Source organism: Euzebya rosea (assembly GCF_003073135.1).
Taxonomy (GTDB): Bacteria; Actinomycetota; Nitriliruptoria; order Euzebyales; family Euzebyaceae; genus Euzebya; species Euzebya rosea.
In genome coordinates this window covers 1-19,294 of sequence record NZ_PGDQ01000029.1, presented here as the reverse complement: position 1 = coordinate 19,294, position 19,294 = coordinate 1, and the positions used below count along the sequence as shown (strand labels likewise).

General features: G+C 68.7%; 19 protein-coding genes, 1 tRNA gene and 1 pseudogene. 13 read left to right on the top strand and 8 right to left on the bottom strand.

The window, feature by feature from the left end:
* Nucleotides 1-60: 60 nt before the first annotated feature.
* The 5 genes from CUC05_RS23735 to CUC05_RS25040 all read right to left on the bottom strand — a co-directional run bounded on the left by CUC05_RS23735 (nucleotide 61) and on the right by CUC05_RS25040 (nucleotide 6,374).
* Complete coding sequence (locus CUC05_RS23735; protein WP_157965959.1) at nucleotides 61-1,440, bottom strand: hypothetical protein; 1,380 nt, start codon at nucleotides 1,438-1,440, stop codon at nucleotides 61-63.
* A gap of 6 nt (nucleotides 1,441-1,446) precedes the next feature.
* Entirely contained in the window at nucleotides 1,447-2,841 is a 1,395-nt protein-coding gene (locus CUC05_RS25045; RefSeq protein WP_157965958.1) for a hypothetical protein, read from the bottom strand.
* A 1,165-nt stretch (nucleotides 2,842-4,006) separates the two neighbouring features.
* On the bottom strand, nucleotides 4,007-5,299 hold the full coding sequence (locus tag CUC05_RS23730; protein WP_157965957.1) for a tyrosine-type recombinase/integrase: 1,293 nt from the start codon (nucleotides 5,297-5,299) through the stop codon (nucleotides 4,007-4,009).
* A gap of 288 nt (nucleotides 5,300-5,587) precedes the next feature.
* Nucleotides 5,588-5,663, bottom strand: a tRNA-Pro gene (locus CUC05_RS23725).
* 84 nt (nucleotides 5,664-5,747) lie between these two features.
* Entirely contained in the window at nucleotides 5,748-6,374 is a 627-nt protein-coding gene (locus tag CUC05_RS25040) for a hypothetical protein (protein ID WP_157965956.1), read from the bottom strand.
* Between the two features lie 91 nt (nucleotides 6,375-6,465).
* On the opposite strand from CUC05_RS25040, the gene CUC05_RS23715 reads away from it, so the two are divergent.
* The 11 genes from CUC05_RS23715 to CUC05_RS23665 all read left to right on the top strand — a co-directional run bounded on the left by CUC05_RS23715 (nucleotide 6,466) and on the right by CUC05_RS23665 (nucleotide 15,482).
* Nucleotides 6,466-7,116: a hypothetical protein gene (locus tag CUC05_RS23715; protein WP_157965955.1), complete on the top strand. Its 651-nt coding sequence runs from the start codon at nucleotides 6,466-6,468 to the stop codon at nucleotides 7,114-7,116.
* Nucleotides 7,113-7,829 carry a hypothetical protein gene (locus CUC05_RS23710; protein ID WP_157965954.1) on the top strand — a complete coding sequence of 239 codons (717 nt, stop codon included), beginning with the start codon at nucleotides 7,113-7,115 and terminating at the stop codon, nucleotides 7,827-7,829. The genes CUC05_RS23715 and CUC05_RS23710 overlap by 4 nt, the downstream gene beginning before the upstream one ends.
* Before the next feature lie 567 nt (nucleotides 7,830-8,396).
* Nucleotides 8,397-9,053, top strand: a complete 657-nt coding sequence (locus CUC05_RS23700) for a CDP-alcohol phosphatidyltransferase family protein (RefSeq protein ID WP_157965953.1) — start codon at nucleotides 8,397-8,399, stop codon at nucleotides 9,051-9,053.
* Nucleotides 9,050-9,430: a glycine cleavage system protein GcvH gene (gene gcvH / locus CUC05_RS23695; protein WP_108668630.1), complete on the top strand. Its 381-nt coding sequence runs from the start codon at nucleotides 9,050-9,052 to the stop codon at nucleotides 9,428-9,430. The genes CUC05_RS23700 and gcvH overlap by 4 nt, the downstream gene beginning before the upstream one ends.
* A gap of 140 nt (nucleotides 9,431-9,570) precedes the next feature.
* A complete protein-coding gene (locus CUC05_RS26005; protein ID WP_108668629.1) occupies nucleotides 9,571-10,050 on the top strand; it encodes an FHA domain-containing protein in 480 nt (159 codons plus the stop codon).
* Nucleotides 10,050-10,886 (top strand): transcriptional regulator FtsR, encoded by an 837-nt coding sequence (gene ftsR, locus CUC05_RS23685; protein WP_108668628.1) that lies wholly within the window; start codon nucleotides 10,050-10,052, stop codon nucleotides 10,884-10,886. The genes CUC05_RS26005 and ftsR overlap by 1 nt, the downstream gene beginning before the upstream one ends.
* Entirely contained in the window at nucleotides 10,879-12,249 is a 1,371-nt protein-coding gene (locus CUC05_RS23680; protein WP_157965952.1) for a D-alanyl-D-alanine carboxypeptidase family protein, read from the top strand. The genes ftsR and CUC05_RS23680 overlap by 8 nt, the downstream gene beginning before the upstream one ends.
* Before the next feature lie 78 nt (nucleotides 12,250-12,327).
* On the top strand, nucleotides 12,328-12,807 hold the full coding sequence (locus CUC05_RS23675; RefSeq protein ID WP_108668626.1) for a bifunctional nuclease family protein: 480 nt from the start codon (nucleotides 12,328-12,330) through the stop codon (nucleotides 12,805-12,807).
* A gap of 202 nt (nucleotides 12,808-13,009) precedes the next feature.
* A complete protein-coding gene (locus CUC05_RS23670) occupies nucleotides 13,010-13,525 on the top strand; it encodes a MerR family transcriptional regulator (protein ID WP_108668625.1) in 516 nt (171 codons plus the stop codon).
* Between the two features lie 193 nt (nucleotides 13,526-13,718).
* On the top strand, nucleotides 13,719-13,865 hold the full coding sequence (locus tag CUC05_RS25035; RefSeq protein ID WP_157965951.1) for a hypothetical protein: 147 nt from the start codon (nucleotides 13,719-13,721) through the stop codon (nucleotides 13,863-13,865).
* A gap of 150 nt (nucleotides 13,866-14,015) precedes the next feature.
* On the top strand, nucleotides 14,016-15,482 hold the full coding sequence (locus CUC05_RS23665) for a sialidase family protein (RefSeq protein ID WP_157965950.1): 1,467 nt from the start codon (nucleotides 14,016-14,018) through the stop codon (nucleotides 15,480-15,482).
* Between the two features lie 101 nt (nucleotides 15,483-15,583).
* Here the strand turns inward: CUC05_RS23665 and CUC05_RS23660 are convergent, their stop codons facing one another.
* From CUC05_RS23660 to CUC05_RS23650, 3 genes are all read right to left on the bottom strand, one after another.
* Entirely contained in the window at nucleotides 15,584-16,024 is a 441-nt protein-coding gene (locus tag CUC05_RS23660) for an Lrp/AsnC family transcriptional regulator (protein ID WP_108668623.1), read from the bottom strand.
* 87 nt (nucleotides 16,025-16,111) lie between these two features.
* Complete coding sequence (locus tag CUC05_RS23655; RefSeq protein ID WP_108668622.1) at nucleotides 16,112-17,257, bottom strand: CapA family protein; 1,146 nt, start codon at nucleotides 17,255-17,257, stop codon at nucleotides 16,112-16,114.
* Nucleotides 17,258-17,281: 24 nt separating this feature from the next.
* Entirely contained in the window at nucleotides 17,282-18,154 is an 873-nt protein-coding gene (locus CUC05_RS23650; protein WP_108668621.1) for a hypothetical protein, read from the bottom strand.
* A 116-nt stretch (nucleotides 18,155-18,270) separates the two neighbouring features.
* On the opposite strand from CUC05_RS23650, the pseudogene CUC05_RS26165 reads away from it, so the two are divergent.
* Together CUC05_RS26165 and dut are read left to right on the top strand one after the other, a co-directional pair.
* Nucleotides 18,271-18,684, top strand: a pseudogene (locus CUC05_RS26165) (GNAT family N-acetyltransferase); the annotation flags it as partial.
* A gap of 114 nt (nucleotides 18,685-18,798) precedes the next feature.
* On the top strand, nucleotides 18,799-19,294 hold a 496-nt coding region (dut, locus tag CUC05_RS26160; RefSeq protein ID WP_420810914.1), incomplete at its 3' end, for a dUTP diphosphatase.

Here is a 19,294-nt window from a genome sequence, read left to right as displayed (position 1 = left end):
CGCATGCCGCCGAACATCCCAGTACGTGAGCACACGTACGGAACTCGTTGCCAGCGGGTGCTAGTCGAAAGCATCGTCGTACCCGAACTCCCCGAAGCAATGATCGACTTCATAGGTCAAGAGCTTGGAAACGATAGCGATTCCGGCATCGACCATCTCCTCGAGTTCGTATTGAGACGTCGAGAGGTCATAGGAACCATGCACGATATCGTTTCGCGCCTTGCGCAAACCCCTGAGGATTTCAAAGTCATCCTCGCTGATCGGTATGCCTAGGTCCGCAACACGTCTCCTCAGCTTCGCCATTAGGGGTGCGTGGTTCAGCAATGCCAGCACATCCCGTACGCGCCGAGCCTCCGCTTCGGACAGGCCAGAAATCGCGCGCCGCAGTACGGCTTTCCGCACGGACTTACCAAACAAGGTCGGCAGCTCTACTGACCCCGCGATGAACTCGATTGACTCCCACAGGACGGTGGTCTTGAGGAGAGGGTCTGCAGTGCCGATGGCTCGATGGCAAGCCTCGACTGCGAGCCGCAAGGATGGGGGCCACTCTAGGCCCACGCTGGGGATCGCCAGAGAGCGCAGATCGACATCCTGTGCACCAAGGGGCCGCGAGGAGTCCAAGGCTCTAACCCACAACGCACCGGTGCGAACGCACCGAACACATGTGTACGGTCTCATCGAAACGGATTGCCTTCGGCGCGGCCGAAGCCAATCAACGAACTGTCCGCCAGGCAAGGTCGGCGAGGGGAAGGCCCATCGAACATGAAGCCACGCGACGCTTGAACGAAGATGGTGCAGTCCTGTTCGCTCCGCCTCGGCCCAGAGCCGGTGAGTTACGTAGGTGGCTGCATACGTCGAGAAGCTCAAGAAGGCATCCACAACGTCGCCCTCCAGCCCATTGACCGCCGCCCTCGCGTGAGCGTGACCGAAGTAGCTCGCGCCAGCTAGCGTTCTTTGCTCTGACAACCTCAGGCCCACGACCGGCACAACGACCTCAAACACTTCATGAGGCTGCTCTTCCAATCCCTCAATGTCGATGCCAGACTCGTCGAGCCCCGCATCCCTTGCTATGAGGTGCAAGAGCTGTAGTTCAGCGACGGAGCGACTCACCATGGCGTTCGTAGTGCCCTCTACAAACTGAGGGGAAGACATGCACTCAAGCACATACTCTCCATCGTCAAGCGTCGCCCCGATGACGCTCCCGCTAAACTGCAATTGATGACGGCCTTCCACGACGTGGCCGATGGTCAAGACAGCCGCCAAGTTCAACTCTGCCAGGACGGTCTCCCGCGTATCCAAGCGCACTTCCGCGGTGGACAGTTTCCCAATCCCTCCCGATATGGATCCGCCAACGACGGCATGGCTTACGTCCAAACCTCCGATTTTGACCACGATTCGATGCGTAATTCTCCCGTGTAAGGTTCCAAGTCTGTCAGTCATGCGGCGTCAGTTCCTGTCAACCCGGTAGTCGTCAATGGGAACTCTCGCAGCTATACGCTGCAGCACAGGTAGCCAAAAATCTAGTAGCGGCAATAGGGTCGCTACCGGGACCAGTCCTTCGTCCGCGGCCAGTTTCGCGACACGATTGAGATGATCGGCTGCCCGCAACCATTCGTCAGCGTTGACACTTGGTGGCCATAAGCCTTGATCCGCTAGCCCTTTCACCGCGATGTTCAAATACAAGAGAGCAGCCTCGGGTAGACCGACTGCCTTCGCTCTATTCGCCCACTCAAGTGCCGGAAACGGCCGGTGCTCGATACCTGAGGTGTCAAGGCCGAACTTGGCGCGCAGTTCGAACTCCGCCCTCAGCAGGAGTTCTCCACTATGCCCCAGTCGGCTGAGTCCGCCGTTGTATACCCAAGCCATGCTTTCAGAGGGCCCGGGGGTCGTATGCCCCTGCTCCCCTTGAGTGCTTCCACACTCGTCTAGCAACTGACGCAGCGCAAGGACTGTGGCGGCAAGATGCCACCGGGCCTCGTCGCCCGACTCATGGGTGGACGCTTCTACGATGGTAAGGGGCAAACCAGGCAGCGAGGTCTCTTCTCCCGCCATGGAAAGCCCCAGCGCGCTGGTGCGTGTCATGTCACGTGCCATCGCCCCAAGAGCAACCCACCGAGACTGCAACTCCTGGGGCAGCGCGAAGGCGTCTTCGGCCTTCATCCCGACCTGGTAGAGGCTCTCCTCGCCTAGCCGATTCATTTGTTCGACAAAGAGCCCCAGCGCGCGGGGCTCCGGTGACTGTAGAGTCTCTCGTTGTTCGGTTGAGGCCAAGTGAGGATCTTGGCTCGCCTGGTCGTCATTCCTGGTGTCACGATCGGCTACACCATCCCCCTCAGCGACCGGCGTGTCAGCGGAGGTGGGGGCGGAGCGAAGAATCTGATGTGCATTCTCCACTGCCTTTGCCATATGTTGCGCCGCACCCAGATTGATGTAATAAATGTTGAGATCACCAGATTCACCGCGAGGCGGGAGTGTGTCCGATTCTACGATCGCAGCCTGCCCAAATAGGATCTCCGGAACTAGTTCGAGAAGTGTCCGAGAGGCTTCAATTACTCTAGCTTCGCCGGCAATGAGCTGTGTTGCAGCAAGTATGTGTCCCTCTTGCTCGATCTGCCGAAGAACTTCTACAGCGGGCTCGCCCGTGAATCCACCTGTAGTGCGTCTCATCATGTCCCAATGCAGCCCGTTGTCTCGGATCTGCACAACTACAGAGCGGGCCGCGTCAAATTCGCTTCCGATTACCGTCCTAATCCAACTTGTGTCCCCCAAGAGATCTAACGCGGCTATCTCCTCGCCCTCGTAGGACACGAATGGCAACTCTGGCCGCCAGGCGATCAGCATGCGACGAATGGTCGCTATGTGGTTGCGCAACTTCCTTTCGTGCCAGGAGCTTGGGCCGCCACGGCCCACGGAGAATGAGGCTTGCGTCAGCGCCCAGTCCAATCGGGCGCGCTCCAAGCGCTCTGCCAATCGGTTCCAGGACCACGTTTCACCGTAGGACTCAAGGATCTGCTGCGAATCCATGTAGCGATTTCTGTCTTCATCCGTCAACGTGCGAAGCTGAGTGAATACCGTCCTGTCGTCGCGCTCCTGCGTTCCATCGATGCGCGCCAAAACATATGCCATAACTTCTGTCTGCCTTACCATAGAGAATCGTGAGGGGCAGAGCGCGTGATAGTGACGGATGGTTCATCCAGCACTGTCGCTGGCGCCCCTTTCTCAGCAAGGGCTCCGATCCGGTCTGAATGCGGACGTCCCGGCCAGGATGATAGTCCGAATGTCTGCGGGCACGCTTGACTTTGACACGGTGCTCATGAAGCCCGCACTTGTACAGGGTCCATGAGTTCGATCCAGCTATGAGGCCATCGAGCTACGACTATATCCCGGGCGCCTTCCGAAAAGGCGAAATCCTGCGCGCCAGGCGGGACTTCCGCCGCATGTGCTGCAGCGTTTCCGGCCGCCACAACCTCCTGGAGGGCGCCAGAGGCGTTAGCGGGCAGAACTCCTCTTCTTGCTGATTATTCTTGTGTCAACACTCCGACGCTCCCTCTAGTTTGGATGTATTTTTAGGGCTGCAGACGTACGTGCCGTCGGCGGACCGTCCACCTACGCCTCCTAGGAAGAGTCGCCGCCGCCGGGCCCCCCGCGCCACCGCCCCTCAAGCGGCACAGCCACCACCGCCACAGAACTCCCACCCGTCCTACCCCGAGGTGCGCATCCCGCCGCTGCCACATAGCCTCGACTGCGGCTTTTTCATCGCAGGTTCCGCGTCGTGGGCTCTGATCCCCACCGCTTCGACGGTGACGGAAGCGGCATCGGCTGCGAGTCAGGTTGATGTCATCCCAAGCTCGGCGCGAGCCAAGTCGGCCGCCCACCCCCACAGGCGTCCACGCCGGTCGACAAGCCCGCGTGGATGAAAGCGATGACCGGTCGGGGCCCTCCCAGGGCACGGAGTTCGCGAGCCGCCAGCCCATCGGTGCACCGCTGCGGACGACCTTGCCATCGGTCATTCCAGGCCGGGGCGTGGGGGTTCGATTCCCTTGGCCCGGTGGTTGGCAAAGCGGTGGACGTCGCGGTCATAGACCTGGTGGTAGACGTCCATGGTCATCCGCGAGTCGGCGTGGCCGATGAACTGCTGCACGATGTCGGGTGGCCATCGCCGCCCATCGATGTCGCCGGTCAGCAGCGCGCGGATGCAGGAGTTGCGGAGGTCCCGGAACTGCCTGTCCGGCATGCCGAGTGCCACGACGGCGGGGTTCCAGATGCGGTTGCGGTAGTAGTTGCGGTCGACCGGGTCGGTCTCGCGGGGTCTGGGCTCGAACTTCGCGCGGCTGTACTCGCGGGCCGTGGCCAGGGAGACGTCCAGGTCGGCGGCGATCTCGCGGAGCAGGGCGCCTTCGGCGCGCAGCTGCTTGGCGCGTTGCACCTTGGCAGCGGGGAGCTGCCGCCCGCCGATGGCCGGGAACAGCAGGTCACCGGTACCGAGTTGCAGATGCTCGAGGTAGGCGGCCAGTCGCTGGGGTAGCGGGCCCAGCAGGGGAGTGGTGCGCTGCTCGCCGTGCTTGGCGGGCTCGGCGACGAAGAGGCTGCCGTCGTGGAGGTCGACGTGGTCGTGGCGGATCGCGGCGATCTCGCTGAACCGCATGCCCTGGTAGAAGCCGACGAGCACCATCAGGGCGTAGTCGACGTGGAGTTCGTGGCGCTGGCTGGCGATCTGGTCGTGGATGGCGTGGACCTGTGTTCGGTCCATTGGCTTGGGCGCCCGGCTGCGCTTGCTGGAGGGCCGGCGCGTGCGGGGGACCTGGTCCTGTGGGTTGAGGTCGATCAGGCCCTCTGACAGGGCGTGGTCGCAGATCATCCCGATCAGCCCGAACACCTGCTTGCGGGTGGACCCCGAGCGCCCTTCCTGCTGCATGCGGACCAGGAGCCGCTGGATGTCGCCACCGGTGATGGAGGTGATCCGGTGGTCGCGGAACCCCCACTGGCCGTGCTCCGGCATCACCCAGTTGCGGAGGTGCCGTTCGTACTGCTTGAGGGTGGCGGGCTTGAGGTCCATCCCTCGCTGCAGGTCGAGCCATGCCTCGGCCACCTCGACGAACGGCGTGCCGCGGGTGTCCACCGACGGCTTGAGCAGCATCCTCGCGCCGTACCGGTGGGCCTGCTCCGCAGTGGGGAAGTACTTGGACGTCGGCCGGCCCTCCTCTCGGAAGAGACGGCACTCGAATGGGCTCCGTGACCGGGCCGATTGGCCGGACCGGTCCACGACCTTGTAGCGCACGAAGCGATCAGCGGTGGGCATCCCGGGGCTCCTCCCCAGCGGCCCAATGGCCGCCTCGCCCGGTGGGACGAGCCGAGACGTCGACATGTGTCAACGGGCAGCCTCGGAAGCCCCGATCGCGAAAATGACACCCAAAATGACACCCAACCTGGGTGTCAGATGTCGGTTTGTGGGCCGAAAACGTACGCATGTTCGACCTGGGTGCGGTGCGATCTCCTGCCACCGCATGAGGCGAGAGTTGCCTCCTGGAACGACAAAAGGCCTGCTCAGCGCCCCGTTGAGGGGCGGCCGGCAGGCCCGTTGCGCTCGTCGGGATGCGCGGATTCGAACCGCGGATCTCCGGTCCCCCAGACCGGCGCCCTAGACCAAACTGGGCCACATCCCGTGGAATCGACCGAGGTCGGCTCCGTGGAATCCGAGATGATAGCAGCCAGTTGCCCGGCTGCCCGCATCGGTCACCGCCGGGTGGTCACCAGCCGATCCGGTCCCGCCAGTCCGTGCCGATCCGAGGGGCCAGGACGTGGGCGACCAGCAGCCGTGCCCGTGCCGCCGACAGCTCCGGACCCTTGACGAGCAGCAGCTCGCGTTCGGGGTGGATCGTCTCGCTGACCTCCGGCAGGTCCTGCACGGCGTCGGCGAAGGACTCGGCGAACCAGTCCTCGTCCACAACGGGGCCAACGATGTCCTCCACCGCGAGCGCATGGAACCCGTCGTCGCGGTCGCTGGCGTCCTGGCTGACCTGCACCCACATGCGCGCCATGGCCATGCCCGGTATCGGTGGGAGGTCGGCGTCGGGATCTTCTTCCGAAGGGTCCTGCGACGGCGTGAACACCACCCCGTCCTCCGGGCCGAGCTCGGCCTCGGCGGCCGGTGCGACCGCGCGGCCCTCCGCCCGGTCGCGCACCGCCTCGAAGGCGGCGTCGCCCTCGGCGATGTCGTCCAGCGTGACCCCCATGGCCACCTCTGGATCGTCGGAGATCCGTCGTTCAGCCCGGTCCAGCTCGGTGTTGGCGTCGCCGACGACCTCGTCGACCCACTCCTTCGCCGCCTTGGCCTCCCGGCGGAACATCCCCTTCAGGTCATCCAGCAGTCCCATGGCGACAGCCTCGCACAACGCTCCGATCAGCGGCAGACTTCATTCGGGAAGCCATCCCGTCCCGTCGTCGCAGCCACGGAAGGAGGAGCGGGTGAGCACTGTTCCGCCGCCACCGCCGGTTGCCCCTCCACCGCCACCGCCGATGGTCGTGCACACCGCACGCCGCCCCGCGGGCGCGCCCCGGTCAGTGGTCGAACCCCGTCCTGAGGTCGGGCTCGTGCGCAGTCGGGCCGACGACGGGGCCTGGGACGGGCGCCGAATCCTGCTGGGCGTCTGGCGACGAGCCGTCGGCGCGGCCACCGGGTACGGGCTGCTCGTTGGGGTGCTGTGCGGACTGGTGCTGGGCGTGGTCTTCCACGTGTTCGCCGACACCGTTGCCGTCACCCGGACCTCCGCCCTCGGCGGCGGGTTCATCGGCTTCGGCCTGCGCCGCGGTGCGGTCGTCGGTTTGGTCTCGGGCCTCGTGGCGGGGGTCGGCGGGGGACTGGTGACGGCGGCGCTCGTCGTGGCGCTGCGGGAACGGGTCCGGTCCCGCGAGCTGCTGGCCGTCGTGGCCGGTGTGCTCGGGGCGACGGCAGTGGTTGCGCCAGCCAGCGCGCTGCTGGACCGCATCCCGACGCTGACGTCCTCACCGATCGGGCTGCTGCCCCCGATCGTCGTCCTGGCGTGGCCGCTGGCCTTGTCGGCCCGCCACGTCCTTCGGCAGCAGCCCACACCTCGGACGGACGGTCTCGACCGGTGAGCGATCCGCTGCCCCCGGAGGGCCCCCGACCCGGCTGGCCCACCAGCCCACCGGTCGCACAGCCCCTCCCGCCACCCGCACTGTCGCCGGGAGCCTTCCCCCCACCGGATGTCGCGGGGCCGCCGGTCGGCCCAGCGGGGGCCCCGTCGTTGCCCCAGGCGTGGCCGGGCCCGCCCCACTACGCCCCGACGCCCGTCGTCACCGACCCGCGCTGGTCCGCCTCGAAGATGTTCCTCGTCGTGTGGGGCCTCGCCTCGCTGGTCGGCCCGTTCCTGGGGGTCGTCGCTGGCTTGGCGTTCGTCGCGGTGCTCGGGGTCGACGACGTCTTCGGCACGGGTGGGGTCACGGCTCCCCCGGAGTTCACGCTCGGGATCGGTGCGTTCTTCGGCATCTTCGTCGGCGGCTTCCTGGGCTTCCTGACCGGCACCGTCAGCGGCCTGCTGGCCGGTGGAGCCGTTGCGGCGGTCTTCCGTCGGCTGTCCCCGCGCCTGTCCGGCGTGGTGGCAGGCCTGGTCGGCGGAGCCGTGGTGTTCCTCGTCGTCGCAGGGACGGGCCTCGGCACCGACGGCGAGCTGCTGGCCCTGACCGCCGGCTTCTCCGCCGCCGGGTTCCTCGCCCTCTACCTGATCGCGTCGATCGCCGCGTCCCGGGCCGCCGCGGCAGCCGCCCGGGCCGACGCCGAGGCCACTACCCCGACCACGCCCTTCGCCTGATCCTTCGGCAGCGCCGTCCGCCCGCCTCCCCTGGGCGTGTGGGCCGCCCGCCTCGGGCGTGGGCGATGGCGGCCCGTGGGTGCGGTCTGCGGCACCCACCCCCCGGGCTCGTGTGGGGGTCGCCACCCCCGGGGTTGGGCAACGCACACGAGGGGGGAGGGTGTGCGGCGCGGACACACCTCGGGGTTGGCGACCGCACACGCCGGCCCGTCGGCCGAGGCCGCCCGCCGACTGGGCCGCCTCCCGGCCGCCGGCCCCCCGGCCCGCCGACTGGGCCGCCTCCCGACCGATGCGCCTCCCGGCCGTCGCGCCTCCCGTGGGCGTGTGCGATGGCCGCCCGTGGGTGCGGTCTGCGGCGCCCACACCTCGGGATCGTGTGGGCTCCGCCACCCCGGGGGTTGGGCAACGCACACGAGGGGGGAGGGTGTGCGCCATGGACACACCTAGGGGTTGGCGAACGCACACACCGGCCCGTCGGCCGAGGCGGTCCGCCGATCGGGCCGGGCCGTCGGCTCGGCCGATACCCCGCCGGCCTGCGAGGATGGCCTGCATGGTGAGGATGCGCGCATGGTGAGGATGTTCGACGCCGGGCTGCGGGAGGACCGGCCGGTGGTGGTCCACGACAAGGTGTGGACCGCTGCCAACGTCATCACGTTCCTGCGGCTCCTCGGGCTGCCGCTGTTCGTCTACCTGATGGCGGTCAGCGAGGCCTACGGCATCGCCTTCCTCGTCCTCGTCATCGTCGGGACCACCGATTGGATCGACGGCTACGTCGCCCGGCGGTTCGACCAGGTCACCCGGCTCGGCCAGATCATCGACCCGCTCATCGACCGGGCGCTCCTCGCCACGGCAGGGCTGACGATGGCCGCGCTCGGCATCGCGCCGTGGTGGGTGATCCTCGCCATCGTCGGCCGCGACGCGCTCCTGCTGGTCGTTGCCTACCGGCTGTTCGGCGGCAACCCGGGCATCCCCGTGTCGCGCTGGGGCAAGTTCTCGACGGCATGCCTGCTGATCGGCGTCCCGGGCTTCCTGCTGGGTCACATGGACTGGTCCGGCGCAACGTTGTGGGGGTGGATCGGCTGGATCTTCACCGCCGTCGGGCTCGTGACCTACTACATTGCAGGCCTCGTGTACGCCCAGACAGCCCGCGTGCTGCTGGCCCAACGCCGAGACGGACTCCACACCGGACCCGTCCGACACCCCGACGCAGGAGCATCCGAGTGAACCCCGACGACCGCCGTTACACCGAAGAGCACGAGTGGGTGAAGATCGATGGTGACCGTGTCACCGTCGGCATCACCCACTACGCCCAGGACGCCCTCGGCGATGTCGTGTACGTCGACCTGCCGGCCACCGGGACTCGTGTGGAGTCCGGCCAGCCCTTCGGCGAGGTCGAGTCCACCAAGAGCGTCAGCGACCTGTTCGCCCCCCTGTCGGGCACCATCGCCGAGCGCAACTCCTCGCTGGAGTCCAACCCCGAGTTGGTCAACTCCGACCCCTACGGCGAGGGCTGGATGGTCGTCCTCCAGGTCGATGACACCAGCGCCATCGACTCGATGATGACCGCCGAGGCCTACGCGGCGCTCACCGAGGACAGCTGACCAGCGACCGCTGATCCCGCGCCGACGGCCACCGTCGGACGCGGGTGGAGTTCAGCCGGGGCAACAGGGCCCGCTGCTACGCTTCGGGCCCACGACGCAGCCGCGTCACCCTCCCCCTACCGCTCGAGAGCCACCGTCGGATGTACTGCACGCAATGCGGCTACAAGAACCCGCAAGGGGCCAAGTTCTGCGCCCAGTGCGGGACGCCGCTGACCGCGCCGATGGACGTCACCACCGGCATGCTGCCGACTGCGCCGGACACCACCGGCGATGGTGACGAGCGCATCGACACCGACGGGGTTCGCTCCGACCTCTCACCCGGTACGGCGTTGCTCGTCAGCGTCCGCGGCCCCAACGTGGGCGCCCGGTTCCTGCTGGACAAGGAGCTCGTGACGGTCGGTCGCCATCCCGAGTCCGACATCTTCCTCGACGACATCACCGTCTCGCGACGGCATGCCGAGTTCCGCCGGACCGAGTCCACGTTCCTCGTGGCCGACGTCGGCTCGCTGAACGGCACGTACGTGAACGGCACACGGACCGAGGGGCAGGAGCTGGTCCACGGCGACCTCGTCCAGGTCGGCAAGTTCCGCCTGAAGGCCCTCATCCCCGAGGTGGGCTGATGGCGACGCCCAATCCCACCCCGAACGGCAAGCAGGGGCCGCAGGGCTTCACGATCGGCGAGGTCCTCAACCAGCTCAAGGAGGACTTCGAGGACATCACGATCTCCAAGATCCGCTTCCTCGAGTCCGAGGGCCTGATCTACCCCGACCGGACCGAGTCGGGCTACCGCATCTTCTCCGAGGACGACGTCGAGCGGCTGCGGTTCATCCTGACCGCCCAGCGCGACCACTACCTGCCGCTGAAGGTCATCCGTGAACAGCTCGACCGCCTCGACGCCGGCGAGCAGCCGGCAGGCGGCCCCGGGCCGACCCCGCCGCCGACGCTGGTGACCGGCGCCGACGCCGTGGAGGAAGAGGCGTCGCTGACGCCGACCCAGACCGCCGTGCAGATGGCCAAGGCGCTGGAGTCCGCGCCGGCCACCAACGAGGGTGCGGTCCTCGAGTCGCCCACCACCCCCGTCGAGCTCAACCTGCGGGAGTACTGCGAGGCCACCGGCCTGGACTCCCAGCAGGTCAAGGCGCTGCGCGAGTACGCCATCGTCGGTGACCCCGAGGACGAGACGCGGCCCTTCGACGCCGACGACCTGCTGACCGGACGGGCCGCCCGTGAGCTGCTCGCCCTCGGCCTCGAACCGCGTCACCTGCGCATGTACCGCCAGTTCGTCGATCGTGAGGTGGCCCTCTTCGAGCAGCTGGCCACCCCGCTGCTGCGCCAGCGCAACCCCGAGGCGCGCCGCCAGGCTGCCCGCCAGCTCGAGAAGCTGGCCGGGTTGACCGCCCGCATGAAGCGGTCCCTGCTGTCTGCCGAGCTGCGCCGCTACGTCCGAGGTGGCTAGCCGCCCCGTCACGGTGCACACGTCGGTACGGCTGAGGGCCGTCGCCGTCGTGGTGGCGCTGCTGACCCTCCTGACGGCCATGGGCCCGGTGACGTCGGCCCGCGCGCAGGCCACCGCCACCGACCCAGCCACGGACCCCTCGACCACCACGACGGAGGGGTCGGTCACCGTCGACCCCAGCGCACCCGCGGTCGCACCGACCCTGCCGGAGTCCGGCCTCGACCCCCTCGTCACCGCATCCCCCGACGAGCTGGTCGCCCGCCCCGTCCCCGGACCCCGGCCCGAGGCCCCTGACCTGACCGCGGCCGGCGCCGTGCTGTTCGACCCTGCCGACCAGGTCGTCCTGGCCGGTGTCGACCCGCAGGTGCCCCGGCGCATGGCGTCGACCACCAAGATCATGACGTTGCTCCTGGCCCTGGAGGCGCTCGCGGACGGCTCCGTCGCGCCCGAGCTGACCGTCTCGCCGTTCGCCGAGGAGGTCGATCACGCCCCGGGTGGTGCATCACTGGACCTGGAGGCCGGCGACGTCGTCCCCGTCGAGGACCTGCTGGCCGCGCTGCTGCTGCGGTCGGGCAACGGGGGCGCGGTCGCCCTCGCCGAGCACATCGCCGGCAACGAGACCGCGTTCGTGTCGATGATGAACGCCCGGGCCGTGGAGATGGGGCTGGACGACACCACGTTCGTCAACTCCAGCGGACTGACCGACGACGAGGCCCACCACGCCACGCCGCTGGACCTGGCGCTCCTCGGCATCGAGGCGATGCGGTATCCGTCCTTCGCCGAATGGGCCGGCGCCGCCAGCTACGACACGGGGTTCTTCGGGGTGGAGGAGAACCGCAACGAGATGTTGACCGCCTACGAGGGCACCATCGGCATCAAGACGGGCTTCACCACGCTGGCGGGCGAGTGCCTGGTCGCCGCGGCCGAACGCGACGGGCGCATCCTGTACGCCGTGGTGCTCGGCAGCGACAACCGGGTCGCCGACACCTCCGCCCTGTTCGACCACGGCTTCGAGGACTACGCCCGGCCCACGCCGTTGGTGGCCGGGGACACGCCCGCAACCTACCGCTGGGCCGCCGGCGAGGTGCCGCTGCAGGTCGCGGAGGACCTCGCCCGCACCGTCGGGGCCGGAGCGACGGTCGAGACCGTCACGCGGCTCGCGCCCGACGCGTCGCTTCCCGTCGCATCCGGCACCCCGCTGGGCGAGGTCGTGCTCGTCGTCGACGGCGAGGAGGTCGACCGGACCCCGCTGCTGGCCGCCGCAGCCGTCCAGCCGTCCACCGACACCGCCGGCGCCGCCGTGGCCGACACCATCCGGGCGTTCGCACGACTCGGCGAGCAGCGCCAGGCGGTCGCGGCCTGATCGGTCGCGAATGCGCAGGTCGGGCAGAAATTCGCCGGAGCACCACTAGACTCGTCCACCAGTGACCCGGAGGACCACATGATCGAGCTCGAGCTGGTGGGTGTACGCGTGGAGCTGCCCCACAACCAGCCGATCGTGCTGCTCAAGGAGTCGACGGGGGAGCGGTTCCTCCCCATCTGGATCGGGGCGGTCGAAGCCACGTCCATCGCCTTCGCGCTGCAGGGCGTCGAGACAGCACGACCCATGACCCACGACCTGATGAAGGACCTGCTGGAGGCCCTGACCGTCGATGTGGAACGCATCGTGGTCACCGAGCTGAAGGACGGCACGTTCTACGCCGAGATCCTCATGAACGGCCCCGCAGGCGAGGTGCGGGTGTCCTCGCGCCCGTCCGACGCGATCGCCCTCGCCGTTCGCGGTGGCATCCCGGTGTTCGCCGAGGAAGCGGTCCTGGAGGAGGCGGGCATCCTGATCGAGGACTCCGACGACGCCGACCAGGAGGTCGAGAAGTTCAAGGAGTTCCTCGACAACGTCACCCCCGAGGACTTTGCCCAATAGCGAACCTGCGGTTCGACGCCCAGTAGCGAACCTGTGGTTCGACGCCCAATAGCGAACCTGCGGTTCGACGCCCAATTGCGAACCTGCGGTTCGACGCCCAATAGCGAACCTGCGGTTCGACCGGACATCTGTTCTGTTGACCGCCCGTCCGGCGTCGGCGTACCTTCGCCTGACACGTTTGTAGTTACGAGCCGGAGCGGACATGGCTTCCAACAGGTATGCGCGAGACATTCCCCTCCCGGGTCTGACCGACGGGGAGGACGGCTACCGCGGTCCTGCCGTGGCCAAGATCGTCGGCATCACCTACCGGCAGCTCGACCACTGGACGTCGACCGGCCTGGTCCAGCCGAGCGTCCGCGACGCCGAGGGTTCGGGCTCGCAGCGCCTGTACGGCTTCGACGACATCGTCCAGCTGAAGGTCATCAAGCGCCTTCGCGACGCCGGCGTCAGCCTGCAGCGCATCCGCAAGGCCCTCGACGAGGTCGAGTCCCAGGGATTGACCCTGCGCGACATCACCCTCGCCTCGGATTCGGCCGGCAAGGTCTTCGCGATCAACGACCAGCAGGAAGCGATCGACCTACTCATGAGCGGCCAGGGTGTCTTCGTCATCGCCATCGACCCGGTCGCCAGCGAGGTCGAGGCCGAGGTCGCGACCATCACTCCGGAGCGGGCCGAACCGCCCGTCCAGGACCTGCACCGCCGCCGCCCGGCGATCTGACCGCCGATTCGACAGCGCACACCGACCCACGTCCGCACCGGTCGACGTTCCGTCCTCGAGGCACCCGCTCCGGCAGGTGCCTCGTCCAGTGTCGGGAATGTTTTCCGACGATTCGGGAAGGTACCCGCCGGTCGGTGGACAACCAGTTGATGTAGCGGGTATCCGCCAACCGATACTGAGGAGAAACACCCCGATGCGTATTCGTACTGCCGCAATCGCCGCCCTGCTCGCCCTGGGCGTCCTGGCCCCGTCCGCCGCGTCCGCCGACGTGTGCTACGACCTCCAGGTGAACCTGAACGGCGAGGCCGTCGTCAGCGAGACCGACTGCATCGAGGCGTAGCACCACCGCAACGTCTGTCCGCACGCCCGGCCACTTCGGCCGGGCGTGCGGCGTTTTCGTCATCCGGGCAGGGATCGAGGGGGGCCGCGTCGAACCTTCCGCCCGAGCCCGTAACTGACCTCTCCAGGGAAAGCGAGACACTCCATGCGCATGCGCGCACTGCTGGCCGCCGTCGGCGTCGTCGGGGCCATGGTCCCCATGGCGATCCAGGCGACCGCTGACACCATCGTTGCCTGCGAGGCACCGACGGTCGACATGGTCTTCGAGGAGGCCTACATCGACGAGACCCGTGCCGGCGGTGAACCGATCCTGGAGACGCTGCAGGACGGGACCCTGCTGTGGGGTTCCCACGCCGGCACGACCCACTTCTACAGCCCGACGGTCGCTGACCCGACGTCCGCGGCGTTCGTGCAGAACTACGAGGGACAGACCTACCAGTACTGGTCCGACGACGACGGGGCGACCTGGCACTTCTCGCCACGCAACGCCATCCAGAGCGCCGCGCAGGGCTCCGTGGCCGGCGTGAACAACTCCGGGTTCTCCGACCCCGTGTTCGCCGAGGACATGGCCGGCAACGTCTTCATCTCCGAGATCAACCTGGCCAACATCGCGGTCTCCAAGTCCGACGACTCGGGACGCACCTGGACGCTGCAGAACTTCCTCGGCCTGACCGTCTCCGACCGCCAGTGGATGGCCGCTGACGAGGAGGACGTGGTCTACATGACCGCCAACACCTTCGGTGGTGGGTCCCTCGGCGACACCCCGCCGGGCGTCACCGGATCGCTGTCCAACCGCATCTACAAGTCCGTCGACGGCGGCGTGACGTGGTCCCGCGGCCACACCACGGGCGGTTCGTCGTCCTCCGACATCAAGGTCGACTGGAACACCGGCGCGATCTACCAGCCGCAGAAGAACGGCAGCCTGCAGATCGCCGTCTGGCCGAACGCCCGCACCGAGGACTTCTCGACCCAGCCCACCGTCAACCACTACACGATCTTCGACGGCTACCGCAGCCAGTCCAGCATCGGCCCGACGATCGAGCTCGACGACGCCGGCAACATCTACGCCACGTGGGACCAGGGCAGGGGCAACGCGGACTACCCGCCGGGGATCTACTTCGCGGCCTCGCAGGACGGTGGCGTGACGTGGACCGACGCGGTCCGTGTCGACGAGGGCCCCGAGCACTCCTTCTGGCCCTGGCTCGAGGTTGGCGCCGAGGGTGCCGTCGGCATCGCCTGGCTGGAGAACGAGAACGTCATCTCCTCGGAGAACGCTGAGGACGCCACGGCCGACTCCGCGTGGCACGTCATGGCCGCCCAGACCTTCGACGCCTTCGGCAACGAGGACGACGGCTGTGATGTCGCCGGGTTCAACGTCGTGCAGGCCAGCGAGACGCCGGTCCACCACGGCACCGTCTGCACCGGCGGCACCGTCTGCCAGGCCCGCGCGGTCGACCGTCGACTGGGTGACTACTTCGGCAACGAGATCGCTGCGGGCGGCGGCATGGTGATCGCCGTGTCCGACACCGAGCAGGGAGGGTCGGTCGCGCTGCCGCTGGCCATCCGCCAGGTCGCGGGACCGAGCTTCACCGAGCCGGGGACGATGCTGGAGGACTGACCTCCATCATCGACAGGAACCACTGCGCCGCCCGTGACCTCACGGGCGGCGCGGCGTTTCGTCCGAAGGGAACAGGGCGCCCGGGAGGGTGCCGACGAGGACTAGGGGAGGGCCTGACGGGGGCCCGTCTCCTCGATGAGCAGGACCGACTCGGTCCGGGTGATGCCCGGCATCGTGCGCAGCTCGTCCACGAGGAACTTGCGGAGCTCGTCGACGCTGGCGACACGCACGGTCAGGAACCCGTCGTAGGCACCCATCGTCAGGCCCCAGTGCTCCACGGAGTCCATCGCGTCCAGGGTCGTCCGCAGGTCCTCCAGCTTGGTCTGGTCCAGCCCGAACAGCACGAGTGCGGCAACCGGCAGCCCCACCTTGGAGGAGTTGATGCGTGCCGTGTAGCCGTGCACGACCCCGCGTTCGTGCAGCTTGCCGATCCGGCCGTGCACGTTCGTGCGCGACACGTGCACGCGATCGGCAAGGTCGGTCAGCGTGATCCTGCCGTCGTCCCTGAGTATCCGCAGGATCGCCATGTCCACATCATCCATTGGCGTCGGATGCTAGCGGCTGGCTCGCCGTCGGGGGAAGGTCTGTCGGCAGAAGGGTGCTTCCGCGGTCGTTTCGTCCGGCCGAGCTCAGGTCGTCGGGGCGCCGCCGGGCGAGTCGCACACATCGGTGTCGGATCGTACGGTCCGGGTCTCCGGTGGGATGTCGACGGCCTCGGGCAGCGGCTGGGGACGGCCGTCGTCGTCGATCCGTGCGGGCAACCACCGGTACCCCTCCACCCCGTCGTCGCCGAGGGTGACGGTCAGCACGCCCGTGTCGCGCTGCTCGGACTTCGTGGCGTAGAAGACGAAGTTGCCGACGCTGTAGGCGACGAACGTCCCGTCGACCTCGGCGACCCCCTGCAGGACATGGGGGTGGTGGCCGACGATGACGTCGGCACCGGCCGCGGCGAACGCCCGCGCCATCGTCACCTGGTCCCCGTTGGGGCACGTCATCCGCTCCTGGCCCCAGTGGACGGTCACGACCAGGTGGTCGGCCATGGCCGAGGCGTCCCGGACCGCTCGGACCGCCCGGTCCAGGTCGTAGGCCGACGCCATGCCCGGCCGGCTGTCGCGTGCTTCCCACTCGATCACGGGGAACACGCGGGACAATCCCAGCACCGCGACGGTTCGTCCGGCGACGTCGAAGAGGGCAGGGGCGTAGGCGGCGTCGGCATCCTGGCCGTACCCGACTGCCGCGAGTCCGGCGTCGGTGGCGATCCGGACGGTCTCCTCCGCGGCGTCGTGGCCGTAGTCCAAGCCGTGGTTGTTGGACAGGTTGACCACGTCGACCCCGGCGTCGGCCAGCGCGTCGGCAAGGCTGGCGTCGGCCCGGAAGGTGTAGGTCTTGTCGGCCGGGGTGCCGATGTCGCCCAGCGCCGTCTCGAGGTTGACCACGGCGATGTCGGCCTCCGACAGCCACGGGGCCACTCCCTCCAGGGGGTTCTCGCCGGCCAGCAGCACGTCGGCGATGGGGGGTTCGCCGTGCACGTCGCCCGCGAAGGCGATCGTCACCGGCGGGGCCGCCGGCGTCGGTCCCTGCGCCTCCGTCGGGGCGGGGATCGCCGGTAGGTCGGCCAGGGCAGCTACGGCGTCGGGAATCCCGATGTCGGGTGCGGGGGCCACGACCTCCACCGGTTCCGCCGCACCGCCGACAGCGAAGCCCGCGACCGCGAACGCCACCACCGCGGAGGTGATGGCGAGCAGGATCCTGCTGGGCCAGTCTGGAACCCTCATGGGCACGACGTCCGGGGTCCGGGGTCAGCCACGCAACCGCTGGAGGGCAGGGCCGGCGACCGGGTGGCCGTCGAGGGTGGCCAGGACACCCGGATCGATGCCGTTGAGGAACGCGGCCAGGTCGGCACCGTCGGCGGGGCCCAACCGGTTCGCGGATGCGGTCCACTCGGCCCCGGCCGCCGCACGCTGGGCGGCGACGACGGACGCGTCGGCACGACCGTCGATGGCGTCGAGGAGCCCTCTGGCCCACGCCATGCCTGCATCGGGCCCACCAGCCGGCAGGATCTGGCCGTCCAGCAGGCTGCGGGCCCGGGGGATTCCAACCGCACCGGCGCCACCGTAGAGGGTGTCGTGCACATCGCCGAGGAAGCCCAGCAGCTCGGCATGGGTCGCGACCTCGTCGGCGACCGTCGCCAGGGCGTCGTGATCGGGATGGTCGACGTAGGCCTGTCCCGGGGTGTTCGGGGCGACCTGGTCGATCCGCAGGTCGACCAGTCCCTCGCGCAGCGCTGCCGTGGCCTCGCGGAGCTGCCGGGCACGGACCGCCAGGGGCGGCAGGCCGAACGGGTCGACGTGCGCGGCTGCCGCATCCGCGACGTCGACCTCGGCGCTGTAGAGCATCAGCACGTCGACGACGGCGTCCTGCGTGGCCACGTCGACCCGCATCGGCACGCGGGCGTTCCCGGCGTCGTCGCGGCCGAACGAGGAGGTCACGAGGACCAGGCCCATCAGCAGCCCGACCACCAGCACGCCGCGCCGCACCCACCGGCGGGCGACGGACGCCCCCGCCTCCTCCGCGCGTGCCGGGTCGTGCCGGCGCGGCCGACCGGCCTGGCGTTCCGGGTCGTGCGGGCGCGGCCGACCGGCGCCCTGCCCCTCGCCCGGCAGCGCGATCACCTGACTCGGTCGAGTCGTCCGCGGTCCCCGTGCGCTGGCCATCCCGCCCACAGGATAGGGCGGCCGATGTCGCAGCGGCGGTGCGTCGTCCCCGACCCTGTAGCCTTCCCGAGCCGATGCCGTCCCGTCAGACCACCCCGTCCCGATCGTCCCTGCGCACGACCATCAACCCGCGCCTCACCGATGCGCTGGTCGACCGGCTCGTCGACATCTGGGTGGACGTCACCCACGAGGGCGGCGCGGTCGGCTTCGTCGGCCGCGTCAGCCGCGACGAGGTTGCCACCGGTGTCGCCGGGTTCTGGGACCGGGTCATCGACGGGGCCGTCGACCTGGTCGTCGTCGAGGACGACCAGCAGGTCGTCGGGTTCGGGTTCCTCGTGCCGGCCGAGGACCCGGCGGTCACCAGCCACCGGGCCGAGGTCCAGAAGCTGATGCGGGACCCCCGTGTGTCCGGCCGCGGCATCGGTGCGGTCGTCCTCGAGGCGCTGGAGGATCGCGCCGTCGGGCGAGGCGTGTCCTTGGTCACCCTCACCGTCCGTGGGGGGACCGGCCGTGAGGCCTTCTACGTCGACCGCGGGTACCGACAGGTCGCCACCCTGCCCGACTGGGTCCGGATCGACGGACGGTCGACAGACCTGCTGGTCATGGCCAAGCCGGTGGGGGCGGGGTCGTCCGCCCAACCCGATGACCCGGGAACCCCGCTCGAGGAGGAGACTGCCACCGTGCCCCGTCCCGACGACCTTCGCCTGCAGGTCACGCGGCTCGACCGGGACCTGCCGCTGCCCGCCTACGCCCGGCCGGGCGACGCGGGCCTGGACCTGTTCGCGCGGGAGGACAAGGTCCTGCCGCCGGGGACCCGCTGCCTGATGCCGACGGGACTTGCAGTGGCGATCCCCGACGGATGGGTCGGCCTGGTCCACCCGCGGTCCGGACTGGCCGTGCGCCAGGGGCTGTCCATCGTCAACAGCCCCGGGACGATCGACGCCGGCTACCGGGGCCAGCTGATGGTGCCGCTGATCAACCTCGACCCGTCGGTCACGATCCGCCTCGCACGAGGGGAGCGCATCGCCCAGCTGCTCCTGCAGCGGGTCGGCCACGCCCAGCTGGTCGAGGTCGACGAGCTGCCCGACGGCGTGCGCG